Source organism: Labrys sedimenti, assembly GCF_034424805.1.
Taxonomy (GTDB): Bacteria; Pseudomonadota; Alphaproteobacteria; order Rhizobiales; family Labraceae; genus Labrys; species Labrys sedimenti.
Window position 1 is genome coordinate 1 of sequence record NZ_JAXOUF010000017.1, and the last position, 18,403, is coordinate 18,403.

An 18,403-nucleotide genomic window follows, 5' to 3' on the forward strand; every position below is an offset into this window, starting at 1 on the left:
CATGGCCGCGCTCGTCGGCTCGCTATCGCGCACCGCCAATGGCAAAGCCTCCTGAACGCGACTACTTCACGGGAGACTTTGTATCGGCCTGCAAAATAGCCATCAACGCGCTCGGCGCTTCATTCGGCCATTCGGTGGCATCATTGGTTCGGCCATAAGCCATGCCAAACAAAATGTCGGTCACGGTTGTTTCGAGCTTGGCCGAGAGCCTTAAGGCCATTTCACATGGTATCGGCTCGCTCCCTTGAACTCAGGCTCCAAGGCTACCGGATCGACGCCAACCGCTTGGCGAGCCATGATGGATCCATGCATGCCCCCCTTCATTGCAAGGAGTGAGCCGAAAGATGTCACGAAAGCTGAGCGGGCTTCACCAGTGAGGGGGCTTTCGCTGGATCGCTGCGCTTAGCAGTATTTTCACGCTGTTTCGGACGTGGGAGAAGTCCTTCGCGCTGGGCTTGCTTGCGCGCGAGTTTGCGGGCACGGCGCACCGCTTCAGCCTTTTCCCGGGTTTTTCTTTCGGAAGGCTTCTCATAGGCCTTGCGGCGCTTCATCTCGCGGAACACGCCCTCTCTCTGCAGCTTCTTCTTGAGTACGCGTAAGGCCTGTTCGACATTGTTGTCCCGCACCAGCACCTGCAATGAGTTATCTCCTTTTTGGTTGGGTCGATATAGGAGCAATCTCGAACATCGTTCATTGCTCCAAAAGCTCGATCTATTCGGCGTTGTGTCGATCGGATTTGACGCGTTCGGTGCAAGCCGTCAGACGTGCGCTATCTCATGCTCTTTGACGGCACGCAGATGCTGCTCATCCTTGCTTTTGATACGATAGGCCGGCTCGACATTTTCAACGGGAAGCATCTCGACGATCTCGTAATATCCACGCCGCCCCACAAGGCCGGGACGCAAATAGACGACGGTGTCGCCAATGCCGAACTTGCGGCATGCTGCGCGGGGCTCTCGAGTCGCCGGGCATGAGGTGTTTTTGGCACCATCTTGAACGGCATGTGTTCCCTTCAGCGGATAATGCTCATTCTGATAGAGAGAGCGAATGGTGTCGCCTGTGTATTCGCCCATATCTGTGTGAATGGAGACTCCATTGAGATTGGCTCCATACTCGTCCATCGCAAATTTTACGGCAGAGGCGAGGCTGTCAAATCGACGATATTTTACAGAATTTCGAGTCCATCCAGCGGATTTTGATTTTACGAAAAGCTCAGAAGGAACAAAGAAATCTAATTTAGACATATATCAAATTATCATTAAATCTCAGATTTGTCATTATATATCTGAAATAATGATGGGATGTCCGACTGCTGAATTTAAAGCTTTTTCCAGATATTGAGCGCCTGCATCTTCATCATGCCAATTGCAGCCACCCTCAATGAACGAGCGCGAGCGCTAACCCCAGCGGCGATGGGCCCACATCCATTGTTGGGGATATTCACGCACCCATTTTTCGAAGAGCCGGTGAGTCTGGTGCGTTGCCGCGTCGATATCGGCATTTCGATCGTCGGTGCGTGGGACATCGAGGAGTTCGGCCTCGATCCGAAAGTGTACGCCATGCGTGCGGATGACGCGGGCCGCGACCAGCAGCGCATCGCTTCCCCTGGCAAGCAGGGCAGGAAAGGTGGTCGAAGGGGCCGGACGGTCGAAAAACGGCACGGAGAGCCCATTGCGGTCGCGCAGATCGGCCAGCAATGCAATGGCGCCTCCACCACGCACGATGCGCAGCAGCTTTTTGCCAACATCCGCGCCCTTGACGAAAAGCCCGCGCGGATAGCGGTCGCGGCGCACGAGCGCGACATAGTCGTCGACTTTCGGATTCTTCATGCGTTGATAGACACCGGCGACCTTGATGCCGTTCGTCACCGTCGGGATGACGACGAGTTCCCAATTGCCCGTATGGAGCGAGACGAAAACCACGCCCTTGCCGCTGGCCTTCACGGCCTCGATCAACGGGCCGCTCGCATCCTCCACCCGTCCGGCCTTGACGATGCGATTCACCATCAGGCTTTCGGCGAATGTTCGTCCCAGATCCATCCACATGGCCCGCGCCAGTGCGTCGATCTCGGCGGCACTCTTTGTCGGATAAGCCGCGGCGAGATGCTGCAACGCACGCTCGTGGCGGCGCAATCGCGGCGCGACCAGGCGCCATAGGGAACCCATGGCCCAGGAACCGAAATCGAGCGGCAAGAGGTGAAGCAGGCCCACAAGGCCGCGCAGCAGGATATATTCGGCAGCGTGTTTGGTGTTGCGCCAGCTGCGCCCTGTTTCCGACGGGATCACGTTGATATATCTGAAAAATTTACCATTATCGTAACCGAAATCGCCCGTTCGACCGAATGTCGCGGCGATACATCAAGGTCGTGGGCCTGAATCTCGGCTGCACCGGATTGTGAGGCCGCCGACCTTGCCTATACCGGCATCTGCGTCCGATGCCTGCTCTTTCGGGGACTCGGCACAGCCCCCGCGCCCAGACCACAAACGACCAGCCTCCACCCGGGAGACTATCGAGATTTGCACCCCTTCCCGGCCTACCTCATGGTGACCGTCGCGTCGGTCTGGTCCGCGTGGGTCTCAAGGAACTTTGACCCGGTTCCATCATCGAGCCCGCGCCTTGCCTGGAAGCCCGCAGTTCGTGTTCCCGAGCCACTCTTTCGCGGGAATCCGCCACGCCCTTGAGTCTATAAGCGGGCTCGGGGCCGTCCGAGGGCATTTGCCGGGTTACCTGATAGGGGCCTTCTTCGTGCCTTGAGATGGACGAATGAAGGGTGACGATATCGCCGACCTCAAACGCATGCTTCATCACTCACTCCTCCTTGGATGTTCTGGAGGTGTCGGGAGGCGCTCGCCGTGCCGCCAATATCGTGATCTGCGACGCGTCGAACCGGCGACAATCAGGTCCTGGTGACGGTCGGGGGTGCGCTCCTGGGCGGGCCACCCCGTCCCCGCGACTGAGCCTTGGGCTTGGGTGCGGGCAGAAGCCCCTCGCGCTGCGCCTGCTTGCGTGCGAGCTTGCGAGCGCGGCGAACGGCTTCCGCCTTCTCGCGCACCTTGCGCTCGGACGGCTTCTCATAGGCTCTGCGCAGCTTCAGCTCACGAAGGACGCCTTCACGCGCCAGCTTGCGCTTGAGGGCCTTGAGTGCCTGTTCAATATTGTTCTCACGAACGAGTATCAGCATATGAACTCCAAATACCAAAAACAAAAGGGCCGAACGCATCGCCGGCCCAAGGATGAATCGTAACCGTCTTGCACCAATCAACCATTCTGATCGGTCGGAGCGGAAGGCGGCAGGCACCTTTCCCTATTGCCAGCCACAGACTTACCCATCCCTCGGCGCGCTAAGAGCAAACCGGGAGAAGAGTTGCAGTTTCCTGGAAAAATCGCAGCCTGCAGGCACGGTGCCGCAAGAGCTTCGGTCAATCCGCCGATCGTAGAGCGCATCTCGATTAGGCCAGCGTCTCATGCACTGACCCTGCTCCAGTTTTTGGAGTTGTACACCATTCCCCCTGGGATAGCTAGGATCGGATGACCGCATGGTTCGATGCGGCTTGCCCGTCGATCGCCCAGGATCGATCCGTCCTTCTCGGGCCGTCCCTGAACGGCAAGCGTGGCGCCGGAAAGGATAGGGGCTGGAACGCTCCGAATCCCGCCATGCTTGTAACTCACGCCGTTCGCCGGGCCTTCCTACAATCCCGTCATCGAACCAAGCAACGGGAGACAGCCATGACGGACTGCAGCTACACCACCAGTTTCACGGTCGAGCAGACACCAGAGTGGGCCTTCGCCGCCATCAACAATGTGCGCGGCTGGTGGTCGCAGAACGTCGAAGGCGGGACCACCCGGGTCGGCGAGAAATTCAAATATCGCTACGAGGATCTGCATCGCTGCGAGATCCAGGTGTGCGAATTGATCCCGAACCGAAGGGTCGTCTGGCGCATCCTCGACAATTATTTCAGCTTCACACGGGACAGGTCCGAGTGGAAAGGCACCGAGATCGTTTTCGAGATCGCCAGGAAGGGCGAGCAGACCGAGGTCACCTTCACCCATCAGGGCCTCGTGCCCGACTATGAATGCTATGACGCCTGTTCGGAGGGCTGGCACACCTATGTCAATGGCAGCTTGCGGGACCTGATCGCCACCGGCGCGGGCCGTCCCAATGTCGGCGAGGCGATCACCCAAAGCGAGCAGCAGCTGACGCGCTCCGACGCGGTCTGATCGGTCCTGGAGCCGGGTGCGTTCCCATTGCAACGCCTAAAGCGTTTTGCGATTTGATAGAAACACTTCGAATCGCAAAGACGCGTTGGAACAAAGAGTTAGAGAAAATAAGCGTTCACATTTGAACGCGTCTTGCTTAGATGCGGCCGAGAAAATCGAGCACCCGGCGGGTGAGCAGCCGCGTTGCCTCCGCGTCGAAGGACGGCAGCGAACTGTCGGCGAAGTAGTGCTGATCCCCCGCATAGAGGAACAATTCTGCGTCTTCGGCTTTCTCGACGATTTCGCGCGCCGCTTGGATGTCGCCTTCGCCGACGAAGATGGGATCTCGGTCCATGCCGTGGATCTGCACAGGAACGCTTGGCGGCCAGGGCCCGAAGGCCCATTCGCCGCGGGTCGGCAGGCAGGAATAGAAGAACAGGGCTCCACGCGCGCCCAAGCGGGTCTGTGCGAGCTTCTGGGCCGGCACCACGCCGAAGGAGAAGCCGGCATAGACCAGGTCCGCGGGCAGGCCGTCGGCACAACGTCGGTGAATGCGGAACCAACGACGGCAACTCCAGCATGTTCCTTTCATTAGTTCAATTCACAGGGTCAGCATCCGAACGGGTGGCATTCTCGCCAGCTTCTGCAAGATTGGGGCAAAGTTTGATTCATCCGAATCGCATTTTTCTCTGACTTATTGTCTCGATGCATTTTCTCAGCCGAAAGTTCGGCCTGCTTTTCTGGAAAATGCTTTGGGGCCTCGCATTCGTTGCCCGGAGTGTTGCTCGATGAAATTGTTCTTTTCCGACAGGCAGATGGCCCATCGGCCGACCCAGTACATGATCAACGGTCGTATCGGCAGCGCCCTCGAAAATCCCGAACGCGCGCAAACCCTGGTCGGGTCGCTCACGGCGCTTGGCCTGACGGTCGAGGAGCCGAAGGATGCGGGCCGGGCCGCGATCGAGGCCGTGCATGCCGGCCACTATATCGACTTCCTGGAGACGGCCTATCGGCGCTTCCAGGAACTGCCCAATGCCGGGCCCGAAGTCCTGCCGGCCGTCAGTCCCTATCAGGGCGCGGACGCCGCCTTTCGCCCGCGTCCCGCCCCGCGCCCGAAGGGCATTCTCGGGCAGACCGGCTGGTACATCAACGGCCTGTCCAATGCGATGACGGAGCACACCTTCGCCTCGGCCTATCTCTCCGCCCAAAGTGCTGTGGCGGCAGCCGACGATCTCATCGCCGGCGCCTTCGACAGTTTCGCACTTTGCCGCCCGCCGGGGCATCACGCCTATGTCGATCGTGCGGCCGGCTTCTGTTTCTTCAACAATGCCGCCATCGTCGCCGAGCGGTTGCGCATGCGCTTTCAGCGGGTGGCGATCATCGATTTCGATACCCATCATGGTGACGGCACGCAGGCGATCTTCTACAGCCGCGGCGACGTCTTCTTCGGCTCGACCCATACGGACCCATCGAGCTACTACCCCCATTACACCGGCTATGCCGACGAGACGGGCGAGGGAGCGGGCGAGGGGGCCAACCTCAACCTGCCCTTGGCCGAAGGCAGCGGCGACGAGGCCTTCATCCAAGCCAATCGGGCGCTGGCCACTGCCGTGACGGCGTTCGGGGCCGAGGCTCTGGTGGTGTCCGCCGGCTGGGATGCCCATCGCGAGGATCCTCTGTCCAAGCTCGCCGTGACCACCGCCGCCTATGAGGCGATCGGTTCCGTCTGGGGTGCGCTGCCCCTTCCCGTCGTGATCGTACAGGAGGGCGGCTACTCGCTCAGCGCGGTGTCGGAAGCCGCGCCGCGCTTTGTCTCGGCCTTCCGCGCGGCCCGGCCATCGCGCTGACCCAAGGCGTTTTGCGATTTGGCGGAACCGCCAGGAATCGCGAAGACGCGTCCTACACGAGGACCATGATGACACAGACCGTCACAGCCGACGCCCAACAGGCACCCGAGCGTCAGCCGATCCGTGCCGCACTCGGCGCCTTCGTCGGCACCATGATCGAATGGTACGATTTCTACGTCTATGGCACGGCCGCGGCGCTGGTCTTCGGCGATGTCTTCTTCAAGTCCGAAGATCGCTTCATGGGCATCATTGCCTCGCTCGGCACCTTCGCCATCGGCTTCGTGGCCCGTCCTGTCGGCGCCCTGCTGTTCGGCCATTTCGGCGACAAGGTCGGACGCAAGAACTCGCTGATCATCACGCTCTTGCTGATGGGCGGCGCAACCGTGCTGATCGGCCTCTTGCCGGGCTACAGTTCGATCGGCATCAGCGCCGCCATCCTGCTCATCGCGCTGCGCCTGATCCAGGGCGTTGCGGTCGGCGGCGAATGGGGCGGTGCGGTGCTGATCGCTGCCGAGCATGCCCCGCCGAAGTGGAAGACCTTCCTGGCTTCGGCCCCGCAATATGGCAGCCCGATCGGCCTGATGCTGGCCGCGCTCGCCTTTCGCACGGTCTCGGATCTGCCGCGTGAGGATTTTCTCGCCTGGGGCTGGCGTATTCCCTTTCTGGCCAGCGCCGTGCTGATCATCGTGGCCTTCGTCATCCGCGCCGGCATCAAGGAGAGCCCGGAACTGATCAAGCGGCTGCAGGAAGCGCCGCAGGACGACGTCGTGCCGGCCAAGGAGATCTTCCGCACGCGCGGCTATACGCTCCTGCTCGGCATGGGCCTGTGCCTGCTCGGGGTCGCGGGCTTCTACTTCCTGACCACGCTGATGACGACCTTCACCACCGAGTCGCTCGGCATCTCCAAATCCGACATCCTGAACGTGATCTTCTGGGTCGGCGTGCTCGAACTGGTCGCCTTTCCGTTTGGCTCCTGGATCGCCACCCAGTTCAACGAACGCTTGCTGCTGGTGGCGATGTCGGCGGCCGCCTTCGTCTTCGCCATCCCGATGATGATGCTGATCGTCACCGGCGATCTCGGCAACATCCGCATCGGCATCCTGGTCGGCACCTTCTTCGTTGCCGCCCATTATGCCGTGATGGCGCCTTTCCTGACGCGCGCCTTCCCGGTGCATCTGCGCTATACCGGCATTTCGCTGAGCTCGTCGCTGAGCGGGGCCATCTTCAGCGGCTTGACGCCCGTGGTCGGGGTCTGGCTGGTCAAGACCTATGGCGTGCAATGGCTGCCGCTGTCGCTGCTCTTCATGGTGATCGCCGGGCTCACCTTGCTGTCCAGCCTCTTCCTGCCCATCGAGGAAGAACAGGTACGGTCCTGAAGCTTCGGAGGCGGGCCTTCTGACCCGCCTTTCCGGAAACCGCAATGTTTCGGGGCGGGTCCGACGATCCGCCCCGGAGGCCTACGCCGCCTTGGTGATGGCGTCGATCACCTCGTCCACGGCGGTCTCGACGCTGACGCGGTCGTCGCCTTCGGCCATCACGCGGATGACCGGCTCGGTGCCGGAGGGACGAATGACCAGGCGGCCGCCATCGCCGAGCTGCTTGCGCGCGCCTTCGATCGCCTTGGCGACCTTGGGATCGTCCAGGACCTTGCCGCCACCCGTGCGTACATTCTTGAGGATCTGCGGCAGCGGGTCGAAGCGGTGGCAGACCTCGCTGACGGGGCGATCTGCCTTCTTGAGCACCGCCAGCACTTGCAGGGCGGCGACCAGACCATCACCGGTGGTGGCGAAATCCGACAGGATGATGTGGCCCGACTGCTCGCCACCGACATTGTAGCCCCGCGCCCGCATGCGCTCGAGCACGTAGCGATCGCCCACCGCGGTGCGTTCTAGTTGCAGGCCGAGCCCACCGAGATAGCGCTCCAGGCCGAGATTGGACATCACCGTGGCGACGATGCCGGGCTGGGTGAGCTTGCCCTCGTCCTTCCAGTCCGAGGCCACCACCGCCATCAGCTGGTCGCCGTCGATGACATGGCCCTTTTCGTCGACGATCACCACGCGGTCGGCGTCGCCGTCGAGGGCGATGCCGATGTCGGCGCGCAATTCGCGAACCTTGCGTGCCAGCGCATCGGGGGCAGTGGAACCGACATCCTTGTTGATGTTGTACCCGTCGGGCTCCACGCCGATCGGAATGACGTCCGCCCCAAGTTCCCACAGGGCTTCGGGAGCGACCTTGTAGGCAGCGCCATTGGCGCAGTCGACCACGACCCTGAGGCCGTCGAGGCGGAGCTGGCGCGGCAAAGTGCGCTTGGCGAACTCGATGTAACGGGCGCGCACGTCGTCGATGCGGCGGGCCCGGCCGAGATCGCGCGAGCCGGCCAGCCGCGACGACAGATTGGTGTCGATCAGCGCCTCGATGGAGCGCTCGGTCTCGTCGGAGAGCTTGAAGCCGTCGGGGCCGAACAGCTTGATGCCGTTGTCGTCATAGGGATTATGCGAGGCCGAGATCATCACGCCGATGTCGCAGCGCAGCGAATTGGTGAGCATGGCTACGGCAGGCGTGGGCATCGGGCCCAGCAGCATCACGTCCACGCCGACGGCGGTAAAGCCCGCCACCAGGGCATTCTCGATCATATAGCCCGACAGGCGGGTATCCTTGCCGATCACCACGCGATGGCGGTGTTCACCGCGCTGGAAGGCGAGGCCGGCCGCCATGCCGACCTTCATCGCCAGTTCCGGCGTAATGACACTATTGGCCCGGCCGCGAATGCCATCGGTGCCGAAATATTTGCGACTCATGCGACAACCCCAAGATTTTCTGGTGCGATTATGCCCGAATCCCTGAGCAATTTGCTTCAAAAAATGTTTTCAACCGTAACAGGCCGCTGCCTTTTCAGCGGCGCCATTCATAGTCGAAGGTCGGCAGGCCGGAAGCGGGGTTGACGCCGCTGCCGATGCGCTCGAAGTCCTCGCGCTCGTAGAAGCGGATTGCCTTTTCGTTGAAGGCATTGACCGTGAGGCGCAGGGCCGAGCCGGCTTTCTGCTTGGCAAACAGCATCAGCAGATGCGCCAAACCGTTGCCCTGCTCGGTCGGCGGCAGCGCGATCTGCTCCAGCAGCAAGGCGTCGTCGTCCTGCGGCGCCAGCACCAGCATGCCGACGATCGAGTCGGCGGTGGCATCCTCGCGCAGCGCCACGAAGATTTCCGCCTCCAGCAGGTGCCATCGGCCCCACTGCCCCGGCCAGCGGGCTTGATAGTCGAAGGCTGGATAGGTCGCTTGCCAGGCCCCGCACCACAAGGATTTCAGGGCCGGCTCGTCGGCAGCCTCCGCCAGCCGGAGCGTGACTGCGGCAATGCTCATCGCTCGGTCAGCTTCAGCTCGATGCGGCGGTTCTTCTTGCGCGCCTCATCGGTGCCGGCGGTATCGATGGGCTGGAATTCGGCAAAACCGGCCGCGACGAGGCGCTGTGCCGGGATCCCCTTCGACATCAGATATTGCACCACGGAGATGGCGCGGCTGGACGACAATTCCCAGTTGCTCGGGAATTGCGGCGAGTTGATCGGCCGGTCGTCGGTGTGGCCGTCGACGCGCAGCACCCAGGGGATGTCGGTGGGAATCTTGTCCTGCAGGTCGAGGAGAGCGGCGGCGAGCTTGTCCATCTCGGCCTTGCCTTCGGGCTGCAGCGTGGCCTGCCCCGCCTGGAAGAATACCTCCGACTGGAAGACGAAACGGTCACCGACGATGCGGACATCCGGACGGTTGCCGAGCACTTCGCGCAGGCGCCCGAAGAAGTCGGACCGGAAGCGGGAGAGTTCCTGCACGCGCTGGGCCAGCGCCGCATTCAGGCGCGAGCCGAGATCGGCGATCTTGGTCTGGCTCTCGCGGTCCTTGGATTCGGAGGCGTCGAGGGCCTGTTCCAGCGCGGCGATCTGGCGGCGCAGGGCCGAGATCTGCTGGTTGAGCAGCTCGACCTGCGCCATCGCCTGGTCGGAAATACGCTTCTGGCTGTCGAGTTCACCCTGGATCTGCGCGACCTGCCCGCCCTGGGCGCTGGCGGCTGCGGCATCTTTCTGGGCGTCGTCGAGCAGGCCCTGCAAACGCGTTTTGTCGGCATTGGCCTTGTCGAGGCCGCTGGTGAGCACCGAAAGCTGCTCCTGGGCGTTGCGGCCATTGGTGCGCTCCAGAGCCAGCAACTGCGACAATTCCGCGATCTGGGCATTGAGCCGGTTGAGCGCCTCGTCCTTGCCGGTGACTTCCTGGGACAGGAAGAACTGGCCGAGCACGAAGATCGACAGGATCATGATGATGGACAGGAGCAGGGTCGACAGGGCGTCGACGAAGCCCGGCCAGTAATTAATGCCCTCGCCGCGACGGCGGCTGCGCCCGAGCGGCATCAGTTCTTCTCGCGTTCTTGCATCAGGCGCTCGAGCACGCTCTTGATGTCGCGCTGCTGTTCGGCCTGGCTTTCGACCCAGTCGCGGATCATCTGCTGCTCGGAGCGCATATGCTGCACCAGACCCTGGATGCCCTCGGCGAGCTGGGCCATGGCGGCGGTGGCATTGCGGCCGGAACCGGCCTCTCGCGAGCCGTCGGCCATGCGCTCGATCGCCGATTTGATCGCTGCCATCTCGCCGTCCGAGCCGCCGCGGGCCAGGCCCTCGGCTTCGATGTCTGTCACGGTGGCGGCGAGCCAGTCCTCGAGCTCGGTATAGAAGCGGTTCTGGGCCTGCCCGGCCTGCAGGTCGAGGAAACCGAGGATCAGCGAACCGGCAAGGCCGAACAGCGAGGACGAGAACGACACGCCCATGCCCTTGAGCGGGGCAGCGAGGCCGCTTTTCAGGCTCTCGAACACGGTGCTGGCGTCGCCGCCGCCCACCGACATGGAATTGATGACGTTGCCGACCGAACCCACCGTCTCGATCAGGCCCCAGAACGTGCCGAGAAGGCCGAGGAAGACCAGGAGACCCGTGAGATAGCGCGAAACCTCGCGCTGCTCGTCGAGGCGCATGCCGATCGATTCGAGGATGGAGCGCAAAGTGGAGAGCGAGATCGAGCGACGGCCGACCTTGTCGCCCAGCAATGTCGCCATCGGTGCCAGCATGACCGGCTGGTCTCGCAGCTCCAGGCCGGGATCGCGCAGGCGATAGGCGTTGACCCAGCGCACTTCCGGCAGCAGGCGGATCACCTGGCGGAAGCCGAAGACGATGCCGAGCAGCAGCGTGAAGATGATCAGGCCGTTGAGGCCGGGATTGGCCATGAAGGCGATATAGAGCTGGCGATAGAGCACGGCGGTGACGCAGGCCGCCAGCACCAGGAAGATCAGCATGCGGATGAAGAAGATCCGGGGGGAAGACAGCTTGTAGGGATCAAGGTCTCTGGCCATCGCACCACGCCGTTTCAGCAATCTGTAGCATTTTCCAGAAAAGTTGCTCGACTTTTCGGTCAAGAAAATGCGTCAAAACAAACACGTGGAGCAAGAATGCGATTTTTCGGAAATCGCATTTTTCTCCACACGCGAACCCTCGACAGGAGGGTCCTCCTTTTCGGCCAGAGCTTGACGCAATGCAAGGACCGAAAGCACGCGCTCAATGGCGCGCCGGGCCGGATCAGGCTGCAGCGGTCTGGCCGCCATAGGCGAAGACGGTCTGCGGCCGCGCGCCGCGAATGAAGCCGCCGCCGAGCACGCGGGCCTGGCCATCGGCGTGGTCGTAGAACACGGCAGCCTGTCCGGGCGAAACGCCGTCCTCGGCCTCGGCGAGCTCGATCGCGGGGCCATCGGCCCCGAAATGCAGCAAAGCCGGCTTGGGCGCGCGGGTGGAGCGCACGCGCACGGCGATTTCCAAGCCCTCCGAAGGCAGGTCTTCAAGCGCACCGTCGCCGATCCAGTTCACATCGCGCAGAGCGACATGGCGCGTCGCCAGCGCTTCGCGCGGGCCGACGATCACGCGCGCCGCCTCGGCATCGAGACGGATGACGTGCAACGGCTCGCCGGTGGCGACGCCCAGGCCCTTGCGCTGGCCGATGGTGTAGTGGATGACGCCCTGGTGCTGGCCGAGCACGCGGCCGTCCAGATGCACGATCTCGCCGGGAATGGCGGCGCCGGGCTTGAGCTTCTCGATCACCTGGGCGTAGCGGCCGGAGGGCACGAAGCAGATGTCCTGGCTGTCGGGCTTGGCCGCCACCGACAGGCCGAAGCGCTCGGCGGCCTGGCGTGTTTCCGGCTTGGTCATCTCGCCGAGCGGGAAGCGCAGGATATCGAGCTGCTCCCTGGTGGTGGCGAACATGAAATAGCTCTGGTCGCGCTCGGCGTCGCGCGGGCGGAACAGGCCGCGCCCGCCTGATACCGCACGGCTCGCAACGTAATGGCCGGTGGCCAGCACGTCGGCGCCGAGGTCGCGCGCCGTGCCGAGCAGATCGCGGAACTTGACGCGCTGGTTGCACTCGACACAGGGAATCGGCGTCTCGCCGGCCACATAGGAATCGGCGAAACGGTCGATCACCGCTTCCTTGAAGCGGCTTTCATAGTCGAGCACGTAATGGGGAATGCCGATGCGGTCGGCGACCTCCCGCGCATCGTGAATGTCCTGGCCGGCGCAGCAGGCGCCCTTGCGATGGACCGCGGCGCCATGGTCGTAGAGCTGAAGCGTCACCCCGATCACGTCATAGCCCTGCTCCTTGAGAAGAGCGGCACAAACGGAAGAGTCGACGCCGCCCGACATGGCAACAACGACACGGGTATCCTGCGGCCGGCGCGGCAGGTCGAGCGAGTTCAACATGGCTTCCTTCCGTCCATCAGAGGGTCAAGGTCTCTGCGACGGCGCTCCTTTACGCGATTTTGACCGCGAGGGGAACGCCGATGTTCGGGGAGGCAAGGGCGGGCGACGTTGCCGCGCCGGTCTATTCCGATATTACTTTAGGGAATACAGAGTAGCGATTTTCAACATTAACTATATTTATTAAGTATATCCTGGCACTTTGGCTTAATAAAAACCGAAGTGTTGCATTTATGTCATAGGATTTCGTGTAAAGCCGGTGCTATCAGGCGTTCATGCGCTATAAGCGCCAAGTGCTGGGGTATTAAAATGCAGTTTTTCAGGAATGCTGTGCTTGCCGGCGTCGTGGTTCTCCTGCCGGCAGCGGCATTCGCCGCCGATCTGGCGCCGACGCCCGTCGAGCCGGTTGCGCCGGAAGTCACGCCGTCCTTCACCTGGACGGGCTTCTATGCCGGTTTGAGCGCGGGCTATGGCCGCGGCAATCTCGACACCGATCTGAAGGCGGTTCCGACCGCGACGGCACCGACGCTTGAGAGGGCTCTCGGTTTCGGGCTGAACGGCGGGGTCGCAAAGGTCAAGGGCAGCGCCAACGGCGTCGTCGCCGGTGGCCAGGTCGGCTACAATTATCAGATCGATCCCAATTGGGTGATTGGCGCCGAAGCCGACCTGCAATATGCCGGCCTGGACACCAAGAAGACCTTCATCGGTGCTCAGGACATTCCGGTCACGGTGAAGAATGAGCTCAACTGGTTCGGCACGGCCCGGGTGCGCGCCGGCTATGCCTTCGACAATGTCCTGATTTACGGCACCGGCGGTCTTGCCTATGGCCAGGTGAAGACCAAGGTCAGCACCGGCGGCACCAACCTGTCCGGATCGGAGACCAAGTTCGGCTGGGCTCTCGGTGCGGGCGCCGAATATGCGCTGACCCAGAACTGGACCGTGCGGGCCGAATATCTCTATGTCGATCTCGGCAAGGCCGAGACGATCAAGGCCAACAGCGAGATCGCTCAGATCACCGCCAAGACCGATGTCTCGGTGCACACGGTGCGTGCCGGCGTGAACTACAAGTTCTGATCGGTCGCGACAGCATTTATCCTGTCTTCGAGGGCTCCGCATTGCGGGGCCCTTTTACTTTGGCCGGTCAGCCTTGCGCCGGCCAGCCCGTCGTTCTAGTCAGGGGTCCTTTCCAGGAGACCTCGAACCATGCCGGCCACGCCTGACGACCTGTTCGCTTTCTTCGCCAAGCTTGGCATCACCGTGACGACCGTCGAGCATCCGCCGCTGTTCACGGTAGAGGATTCGAAGGCTCTGCGCGGCCAGATCGCCGGCGGTCACACCAAAAATCTCTTCCTGAAGGACCGCAAGGGCAGGCTGTTCCTGGTGGTGCTGGAGGAGGATGCCAGCGTCGATCTCAAGCGCATCCACGAGATCATCGGCGCCCAGGGCAAGGTGTCCTTCGGCTCGGCCGAACTGCTGACGCAGGTCTGGGGGGTATTGCCGGGAGCCGTCACGCCCTTCGGCGCCATCAACGATACCGAAGCGCAGGTGACCGTGGTGCTCGATCAGGCGCTGCTCGAGAACGACCAACTCAACCATCACCCGCTGGTCAATACGCAGACCACCACGATCGCCCGCGAAGACCTCATTGCCTTCCTGCGTGCTACCGGGCACGAGCCCAGGATCCTTGCCGTTTCGCTGCCACAGCAGGCGGATGCCTGAGGCCAGGCGCGGTTCCATCGATGCGCGCCCGGTCCTGATTCAGAGTCTCGATGACGCCGTTGCATCCGGGCATTGAGCGCTGGATCGAGGATTTGGCGAAAACCGTCAGAAGGAACCAAGAGTCATCGACCATGACTCTTGGCATAAGCCCGACTTCCTGTGCCAGCGTGGTTCGGAAAGCCCGTCGGGTCGTCGACGGGCATGATCCCGTTCAGTCGAGGCAGCCGCGGAATATATCGTACTTCATGCATTTGCGGCGAGGTGCATAGGCGGCTGGGGCAACCGTGGCACCGCGGGCATAGCGCTGGGCCGGTTGCTGCACGCCGGCTACGCCGGCCGATGATGCGGCCCTGGGGCCAACCTGGCAGCGAATGCCTTCCGTTGCCAGGGCGCCGGCGACATCGGCGTCGTAGCACAGCATCTGGGTGGCAGCCCTGCGATAGCCCATGGATTGCAGCGTGCGGGCAAAAAGGCGAATGTTGCAGCCCTGGTCGAGCTTGGTGGTACCGAAGCTGAAGCCGAAGCCGGCTCCCGAGCCGCCGACGCTGACGCTGCCGAGGCAGGCTTCGATGCCGGCCGCCGCGAGGCCCGGGGCAAACGCCGCGGGAGCCTGGCGTCGATCGCGATTGTTCAGCGTGGCGCCGCCGACATTGCCGGTGATGTTGCCATTGCCATTGCCATTGCCGGATCCGTCGCCGGAATTATTGCCGTTGTTAGTTCCGTTCTGGGCCTGTGCCAGCGAGGCAGCGGTAAGGAAGATGACGATGGTGAAGAAATAGACAATACCCTTCGCAAGCGATTTCATATGCGTTCCCCCAAACACAAACACGCCCACAAACTTTTGGAAAGTCTATGAGGTGTACAGGAGGCTACGCTACAAATGTGATTTTCGCAATGAATACAATATTTTATCGCTAAGGAACCTGACGGGGAGTAATGCCGCAGCGTTGAAGTTCTTTCATGAGACGCTTGTAGTCCCAGCTATACGTTGCCTCGTTGTGATTTTCGTTATTGTCACTTGTGAAGCAGTTTCCGTTTCCGTTACCAGAATTGAAATTACCGTTATTGTTTCCTTGATTGAAATTTCCATTAAAGTTGCCGGTATTGCCGTTGCCGTTGTTGTTTCCTTGCCCAACACTGTATTGAACAAGGATAACATCATCTCTCCGCAGTATCCGGATTTGAGATGCCCCGTGCTGCGGGCCTGGGACATGGCAGCGGGAAAGCGCCGGAACCTGCGGGGTAGCGGGAGTCTGCCAACAGCCGATATCGAGGTCTGCGATCATGGTTGCATTCCTGTGATCAGGGACGGCGTGGTTCAGTATAAACCATAAAGGCCGGACCGACCCAGCAGTCGATCCGGCCGAAGCTGCCTCGGCAGCCTCCTATGGGTTGCCGTTTCCGTTTCCGTTGAACGAACCGACGTTTCCGTTGCCGTTGAACATGCCACCATTGTTGTTGCCGTTCAGCGCGCCGATATTGTTGTTGCCGCTGGTGGAACTGGAGTTGCCGCGGCCGTTATAGGCGCCGATATTGCCGGTGCCGCCATTGCCGTAGCCGATATTGCCGTTGGCGTCCGGCGCGCCATTGCCATTGGCGTTGCCGTTCAAGGTGCCGGTATTGGCATTGCCGTTGTAATTGCCGTTGCCGAGCCCGTAATTGCCGTTGCCGTTGCCGTTGCCATTGGCGAGGCCGCTATTGGCGTTGCCGTTCCTATTGCCGCTGAAGCCGCCCCAGTTGCCATTGCCGTTGCCGTTGCCGTTGCCGATGCCGGTATTCATGTTGCCGTTGGCATTGCCGTTGCCGACGCCGACATTGCCGTTTCCGTTTCCGTTTCCGTTTCCGTAACTGAAAGCGTGAGCTGCGGAGATCGAGGTGCAGACGAGCGCGGCGTACAACGCCGCATGGAGCAGGGTTATTCTCATGGTTCTACCTTTCCTGGACTGGGTTCGGGAAAGGCCGAGCCTTCCCTTGATTGTGTTCCGATCCCTTGAGGTGGCAGGAGGCAGGCGCGCATGCGACATACCTCGCTTCCCAGGTGTCACGCGCCACGCGAGCGGTGTTGGCAATTGCCGGATGATCGTTGCCCTCAATGGGGTTAGTTGCGCCTCCTGGTTTTGGGAGGCGCGTGGTGGTTTTCACCTCAATGCGAGGTGCAGCCGTTGTTCATGATGTTACAACTGGCTCGATCGGCAATGGTCTTTACCTTGTTGCTGGTTGCCGTGACCGTCACGCCGGCGGGCGGATTCGGGTCATTGGGATCACCCATGCCGTAATTGCCGTTGCCGTTCATGTTGCCGTTGCCGACGCCAGTGTTGAAATTGCCGTTGTAATTGCCGTTCAACATGCCGGTATTGAAGTTACCGTTCATGTTGCCGTTACCGATGCCGGTATTGCCATTGCCGTTATAGTTGCCATTGTCGGTTCCGGTGTTGCCGTTTCCGTTCATATTGCCGTTGCCGGTTCCGGTGTTGCCGTTGCCGTTCATATTGCCGTTTCCGGTTCCGGTGTTGCCGTTGCCGTTCATGTTGCCATTGCCGGTTCCGGTATTGCCGTTGCCGTTGTTATTGCCGTTATTGGTGCCGGAATTGCCGTTGCCATTGCCGTTACCATTGCCGGTTCCGGTGTTGCCGTTGCCGTTGCCGTTGCCGTTGCCGAATCCCGCATAGGCGCTGAGGACCGGGGTGCAGACCAGTGCCGCACTCAGCAGCAGCCGCGTGAGGAGGGTGCGCATGATACTGTCCTTTCTTGCGACTAGAAAAACAGCCTGGCCGCCGATGTCGGGAGGCGTGTTCGATGATCGGGCGGTGCGGTCTGTCGCTGCCGCGGCCCGTCCATGATGCAATCTGACTGGACCTGCACGGAGCGTTCGGAGCGGTTCGTCTGTCGGGTCGAACCGCCTGGCGCCCGGCCGGAAAGGCCTGGATGCGGGATCCTCGTCCGTCGGCCGTCCGCGGGACGCTACGCCGGAGCAGGGAGGGAGGAGAACTGCCGCATCCAGATTTCAGAGCTCGAGCAGTGAACGCTGAACGCCAGGGAAGGCGGGAGCTGACCGAGGGCCGGGAGGAAAGCCGGGCCAGCTCCCTGAGAGCAAGCAAGGCTTATTGGTTGCCGTTGCCGTTGCCGTTGCCGCTGAAGGCACCCCAGTTGTGGTTGCCGTTCACGTTGCCGTTGCCGATGCCATAGTTGGCATTGCCGTTCACGTTGCCGTTGCCGAAGCCGAAGTTGTGGTTGCCGTTGGCGTTGCCGTTGCCGAGACCGACGTTGCCGTTGCCGTTGGCGTTGCCGTTGCCGATGCCGGCGTTTCCGTTTCCGTTTCCGTTTCCGTTGACGGCGCCGGCATTCCCGTTGCCGTTCAGGTTGCCGTTGAGGGCGCCCCAGTTGCCGTTGCCGTTGCCGTTGCCGTTGAAGGCGCCGGTATTGGCGTTGCCGTTGCCGTTGCCGTTGCCGAAGCCGACATTGCCGTTGCCGTTGCCATTGCCACTGCCGATGCTGAAGGCCATCGCGGCGCTGGAGACGCTCAGGATCAGGGCGGATGCGATGAGAAGCGATTTCATAATGGTTTCTCCACTCAGTCTGTCTTGTGAGGTGCTTAAGGCTGTAATCAGCAGAAGCATTTGCTTTAAGCCCGCGGTGATTACAGTTTTAAGCTTATTGATTTTTCAGTGTAGAGAAACTTGTCTATTGGAATTAGTACAAAGGAGTATTAAATCAAGGGCGATATACTAAAAATCGATTTAAGCATGGCAAATATTGCCGCGCAGCGACGCAAATGCGCGCCATGCAGCTCAAAAGCCCCGGATTGTTCGAGAGGAAAATTTTCAAGGCGTGGAACGGCTGGATCAGAGTTCCCCAACACACCCAGCT

General features: G+C 61.4%; 19 protein-coding genes and 1 pseudogene. 5 read left to right on the forward strand and 15 right to left on the reverse strand.

Translation table 11 applies throughout. The features are described from left to right. Positions 1-347: 347 nt before the first annotated feature. The 4 genes from rpsU (U1R88_RS28290) to rpsU (U1R88_RS28305) form a co-directional block, all read right to left on the reverse strand. Positions 348-638 (reverse strand): 30S ribosomal protein S21, encoded by a 291-nt coding sequence (gene rpsU, locus U1R88_RS28290; RefSeq protein ID WP_322434270.1) that lies wholly within the window; start codon positions 636-638, stop codon positions 348-350. 120 nt (positions 639-758) lie between these two features. Continuing rightward, positions 759-1,244 carry a hypothetical protein gene (locus U1R88_RS28295; RefSeq protein ID WP_322434271.1) on the reverse strand — a complete coding sequence of 162 codons (486 nt, stop codon included), beginning with the start codon at positions 1,242-1,244 and terminating at the stop codon, positions 759-761. Between the two features lie 153 nt (positions 1,245-1,397). Then, positions 1,398-2,285 (reverse strand): lysophospholipid acyltransferase family protein, encoded by an 888-nt coding sequence (locus U1R88_RS28300; protein WP_322434272.1) that lies wholly within the window; start codon positions 2,283-2,285, stop codon positions 1,398-1,400. A 611-nt stretch (positions 2,286-2,896) separates the two neighbouring features. Then, complete coding sequence (rpsU, locus tag U1R88_RS28305; protein ID WP_311932894.1) at positions 2,897-3,181, reverse strand: 30S ribosomal protein S21; 285 nt, start codon at positions 3,179-3,181, stop codon at positions 2,897-2,899. Positions 3,182-3,726: 545 nt separating this feature from the next. Here rpsU (U1R88_RS28305) and U1R88_RS28310 point away from each other — a divergent pair. After that, a complete protein-coding gene (locus U1R88_RS28310) occupies positions 3,727-4,218 on the forward strand; it encodes an SRPBCC family protein (protein WP_322434273.1) in 492 nt (163 codons plus the stop codon). Positions 4,219-4,354: 136 nt separating this feature from the next. On the opposite strand, the pseudogene U1R88_RS28315 reads toward U1R88_RS28310, so the two are convergent. After that, positions 4,355-4,741: pseudogene (locus U1R88_RS28315) on the reverse strand (dienelactone hydrolase family protein); the annotation flags it as partial. Between the two features lie 244 nt (positions 4,742-4,985). On the opposite strand from U1R88_RS28315, the gene U1R88_RS28320 reads away from it, so the two are divergent. Both U1R88_RS28320 and U1R88_RS28325 read left to right on the forward strand, forming a co-directional pair. Next, the gene (locus U1R88_RS28320; RefSeq protein WP_322434274.1) at positions 4,986-6,044 is read left to right on the forward strand and encodes a histone deacetylase family protein; all 1,059 of its coding nucleotides are present in this window, start codon (positions 4,986-4,988) and stop codon (positions 6,042-6,044) included. A gap of 65 nt (positions 6,045-6,109) precedes the next feature. Beyond that, positions 6,110-7,420, forward strand: coding sequence for an MFS transporter (locus U1R88_RS28325; RefSeq protein ID WP_322434275.1), 1,311 nt, complete (start codon positions 6,110-6,112; stop codon positions 7,418-7,420). An 81-nt stretch (positions 7,421-7,501) separates the two neighbouring features. Here U1R88_RS28325 and glmM read toward each other — a convergent pair whose 3' ends face one another. The 5 genes from glmM to mnmA form a co-directional block, all read right to left on the reverse strand. Further along, entirely contained in the window at positions 7,502-8,842 is a 1,341-nt protein-coding gene (glmM, locus tag U1R88_RS28330; RefSeq protein WP_322434276.1) for a phosphoglucosamine mutase, read from the reverse strand. Positions 8,843-8,936: 94 nt separating this feature from the next. Beyond that, entirely contained in the window at positions 8,937-9,404 is a 468-nt protein-coding gene (locus U1R88_RS28335; RefSeq protein WP_322434277.1) for a GNAT family N-acetyltransferase, read from the reverse strand. Further along, positions 9,401-10,438, reverse strand: coding sequence for a peptidoglycan -binding protein (locus U1R88_RS28340; protein WP_068297785.1), 1,038 nt, complete (start codon positions 10,436-10,438; stop codon positions 9,401-9,403). The genes U1R88_RS28335 and U1R88_RS28340 overlap by 4 nt, the downstream gene beginning before the upstream one ends. Continuing rightward, positions 10,438-11,427, reverse strand: a complete 990-nt coding sequence (locus U1R88_RS28345) for a flagellar motor protein MotA (protein ID WP_105863874.1) — start codon at positions 11,425-11,427, stop codon at positions 10,438-10,440. Before U1R88_RS28345 ends, U1R88_RS28340 begins: the two co-directional genes overlap by 1 nt. 223 nt (positions 11,428-11,650) lie before the next feature. Beyond that, positions 11,651-12,820 carry a tRNA 2-thiouridine(34) synthase MnmA gene (mnmA, locus tag U1R88_RS28350; RefSeq protein WP_068297791.1) on the reverse strand — a complete coding sequence of 390 codons (1,170 nt, stop codon included), beginning with the start codon at positions 12,818-12,820 and terminating at the stop codon, positions 11,651-11,653. A gap of 306 nt (positions 12,821-13,126) precedes the next feature. On the opposite strand from mnmA, the gene U1R88_RS28355 reads away from it, so the two are divergent. After that, positions 13,127-13,891, forward strand: a complete 765-nt coding sequence (locus U1R88_RS28355; protein ID WP_322434278.1) for an outer membrane protein — start codon at positions 13,127-13,129, stop codon at positions 13,889-13,891. 129 nt (positions 13,892-14,020) lie between these two features. Beyond that, positions 14,021-14,536 (forward strand): prolyl-tRNA synthetase associated domain-containing protein, encoded by a 516-nt coding sequence (locus U1R88_RS28360; RefSeq protein ID WP_322434279.1) that lies wholly within the window; start codon positions 14,021-14,023, stop codon positions 14,534-14,536. Between the two features lie 211 nt (positions 14,537-14,747). On the opposite strand, the gene U1R88_RS28365 is transcribed toward U1R88_RS28360, so the two are convergent. The 5 genes from U1R88_RS28365 to U1R88_RS28385 all read right to left on the reverse strand — a co-directional run bounded on the left by U1R88_RS28365 (position 14,748) and on the right by U1R88_RS28385 (position 18,153). Further along, the gene (locus U1R88_RS28365) at positions 14,748-15,341 is read right to left on the reverse strand and encodes a hypothetical protein (RefSeq protein ID WP_322434280.1); all 594 of its coding nucleotides are present in this window, start codon (positions 15,339-15,341) and stop codon (positions 14,748-14,750) included. Between the two features lie 109 nt (positions 15,342-15,450). After that, positions 15,451-15,822 carry a hypothetical protein gene (locus tag U1R88_RS28370; RefSeq protein ID WP_322434281.1) on the reverse strand — a complete coding sequence of 124 codons (372 nt, stop codon included), beginning with the start codon at positions 15,820-15,822 and terminating at the stop codon, positions 15,451-15,453. Between the two features lie 99 nt (positions 15,823-15,921). Next, positions 15,922-16,629, reverse strand: coding sequence for a hypothetical protein (locus U1R88_RS28375; protein ID WP_322434282.1), 708 nt, complete (start codon positions 16,627-16,629; stop codon positions 15,922-15,924). 50 nt (positions 16,630-16,679) lie between these two features. After that, the gene (locus tag U1R88_RS28380) at positions 16,680-17,270 is read right to left on the reverse strand and encodes a hypothetical protein (protein ID WP_322434283.1); all 591 of its coding nucleotides are present in this window, start codon (positions 17,268-17,270) and stop codon (positions 16,680-16,682) included. 367 nt (positions 17,271-17,637) lie between these two features. Then, the gene (locus tag U1R88_RS28385) at positions 17,638-18,153 is read right to left on the reverse strand and encodes a hypothetical protein (protein WP_322434284.1); all 516 of its coding nucleotides are present in this window, start codon (positions 18,151-18,153) and stop codon (positions 17,638-17,640) included. Positions 18,154-18,403: the final 250 nt, after the last annotated feature.

Coding starts and splice junctions, on each gene's coding strand:
- U1R88_RS28320 (WP_322434274.1), top strand. CDS start 4,986: ATGAAATTGTTCTTTTCCGACAGGCAGATGGCCCATCGGCCGACCCAG.
- U1R88_RS28340 (WP_068297785.1), bottom strand. CDS start 10,438: ATGCCGCTCGGGCGCAGCCGCCGTCGCGGCGAGGGCATTAATTACTGG.
- U1R88_RS28370 (WP_322434281.1), bottom strand. CDS start 15,822: ATGATCGCAGACCTCGATATCGGCTGTTGGCAGACTCCCGCTACCCCG.
- U1R88_RS28335 (WP_322434277.1), bottom strand. CDS start 9,404: ATGAGCATTGCCGCAGTCACGCTCCGGCTGGCGGAGGCTGCCGACGAG.
- rpsU (WP_311932894.1), bottom strand. CDS start 3,181: ATGCTGATACTCGTTCGTGAGAACAATATTGAACAGGCACTCAAGGCC.
- mnmA (WP_068297791.1), bottom strand. CDS start 12,820: ATGTTGAACTCGCTCGACCTGCCGCGCCGGCCGCAGGATACCCGTGTC.
- glmM (WP_322434276.1), bottom strand. CDS start 8,842: ATGAGTCGCAAATATTTCGGCACCGATGGCATTCGCGGCCGGGCCAAT.
- U1R88_RS28345 (WP_105863874.1), bottom strand. CDS start 11,427: ATGGCCAGAGACCTTGATCCCTACAAGCTGTCTTCCCCCCGGATCTTC.
- U1R88_RS28385 (WP_322434284.1), bottom strand. CDS start 18,153: ATGCTTCTGCTGATTACAGCCTTAAGCACCTCACAAGACAGACTGAGT.
- U1R88_RS28355 (WP_322434278.1), top strand. CDS start 13,127: ATGCAGTTTTTCAGGAATGCTGTGCTTGCCGGCGTCGTGGTTCTCCTG.
- U1R88_RS28295 (WP_322434271.1), bottom strand. CDS start 1,244: ATGTCTAAATTAGATTTCTTTGTTCCTTCTGAGCTTTTCGTAAAATCA.
- U1R88_RS28325 (WP_322434275.1), top strand. CDS start 6,110: ATGATGACACAGACCGTCACAGCCGACGCCCAACAGGCACCCGAGCGT.
- U1R88_RS28380 (WP_322434283.1), bottom strand. CDS start 17,270: ATGCGCACCCTCCTCACGCGGCTGCTGCTGAGTGCGGCACTGGTCTGC.
- U1R88_RS28310 (WP_322434273.1), top strand. CDS start 3,727: ATGACGGACTGCAGCTACACCACCAGTTTCACGGTCGAGCAGACACCA.
- U1R88_RS28360 (WP_322434279.1), top strand. CDS start 14,021: ATGCCGGCCACGCCTGACGACCTGTTCGCTTTCTTCGCCAAGCTTGGC.
- U1R88_RS28365 (WP_322434280.1), bottom strand. CDS start 15,341: ATGAAATCGCTTGCGAAGGGTATTGTCTATTTCTTCACCATCGTCATC.